This window comes from Leisingera sp. F5, from assembly GCF_001593695.1.
Map to the genome: position 1 here is coordinate 1 of NZ_LUKH01001167.1, position 1,219 is coordinate 1,219.

The 1,219-nt window shown below is 64.0% G+C and carries 2 protein-coding genes; one reads left to right on the forward strand and one right to left on the reverse strand.

Going from position 1 to position 1,219, the window contains the following annotated elements; all coding sequences use genetic code 11:
* Positions 1-477, reverse strand: a 477-nt coding sequence (locus tag A2I95_RS39820) for an AraC family transcriptional regulator (protein ID WP_291737862.1), incomplete at its 3' end; no start/stop codon positions are given.
* Positions 478-610: 133 nt separating this feature from the next.
* On the opposite strand from A2I95_RS39820, the gene A2I95_RS39825 reads away from it, so the two are divergent.
* Positions 611-1,219, forward strand: a 609-nt coding sequence (locus A2I95_RS39825; RefSeq protein WP_291737863.1) for a 3-keto-5-aminohexanoate cleavage protein, incomplete at its 3' end; no start/stop codon positions are given.

Here is a 1,219-nt window from a genome sequence, read left to right on the forward strand (position 1 = left end):
GGTGAAGCGGTCGTTGCGGACGTCAACCTCGGGGAAGCGGCTGGCGAAGTTTTCCAGATCCTCCCAGTGATTGGTCGCCGGATGGCCGTCCAGCAGCCCGGCCTCGGCCATCAGCCAGGGGCCGCCGTCGATGCCTGCAATGGTGGCGCCGGTGGCGGCAATCCGGCGCAGACCCGCTAACAGGCTGGGGGTGGCATGGCGCGCCAGCTGGAAGCCGGCCACGATGATCAGCAGCTCGCAGCCCTGCAGCCGGGCCAGCGGAAAGCTGGGCACGGTAAGGCCGCTGGTCAGCATCGGCGGCTCATTCGTGGCGCTGACATAATCCCAGTCAAACGCCGCCCGCCCGGCCAGCCGGTTGGCGGCGCGCATCGGGTCAACGGCAGCCGCAAAGGACAGCGTGTTGCATTCATCCAAGACCAGCACCGCGGTTTTCAGCGGCTGATGCTCGGGCTGGAGGATGTTTTTTGCGGATTTCATCAACTTCGATTCGCCTGGTGTAAACTGTGCTGCAAAAGGCTGAGGCAGAGTCGCTGCCAGCGCAAATCAGAATCTGGGGAAGAGCCTGGGGATAACCCGCGGCAAAACCCTGTACATTGAAGGGAAAAGCAAAATGCCTCTGGAAATGAACCGGGACGTCTTTATCACCTGTGCTGTGACCGGCTCTGGCGGCACTCAGGACCGCAGCCCGCATGTGCCGCGTTCGCCTGCGCAGATCGCCGACAGCGCCATTGCCGCGGCCAAGGCCGGGGCCGCTGTGGTGCATTGCCATGTGCGCGATCCGGAGACCGGCGCGCCGAGCCGTGATCTGGCGCTGTACCGCGAAGTCACCGATCGGATCCGCGATGCTGAGGTCGATATGGTGCTGAACCTGACCGCCGGCATGGGCGGGGATATGGTGTTTGGCGATACTGAAAATCCGCTGCCGGTGAACCCGGCCGGCACCGATATGGTTGGCGCCACCGAGCGGATGGCGCATGTGGCGGAATGCCTGCCGGAGATCTGCACGCTGGATTGCGGCACCATGAACTTTGCCGAGGCCGATTACGTGATGACCAACACGCCCGGCATGCTGCGGGCAATGGGGCAGATGATGACCGACCTGGGGGTGAAGCCCGAGATCGAGGCCTTTGACACCGGCCATCTGTGGTTTGCCAAGGAGCTGGTGAAGGAGGGTATTCTGGACAGCCCCGCCCTGGTGCAGCTGTGCATGGGGGTGCCC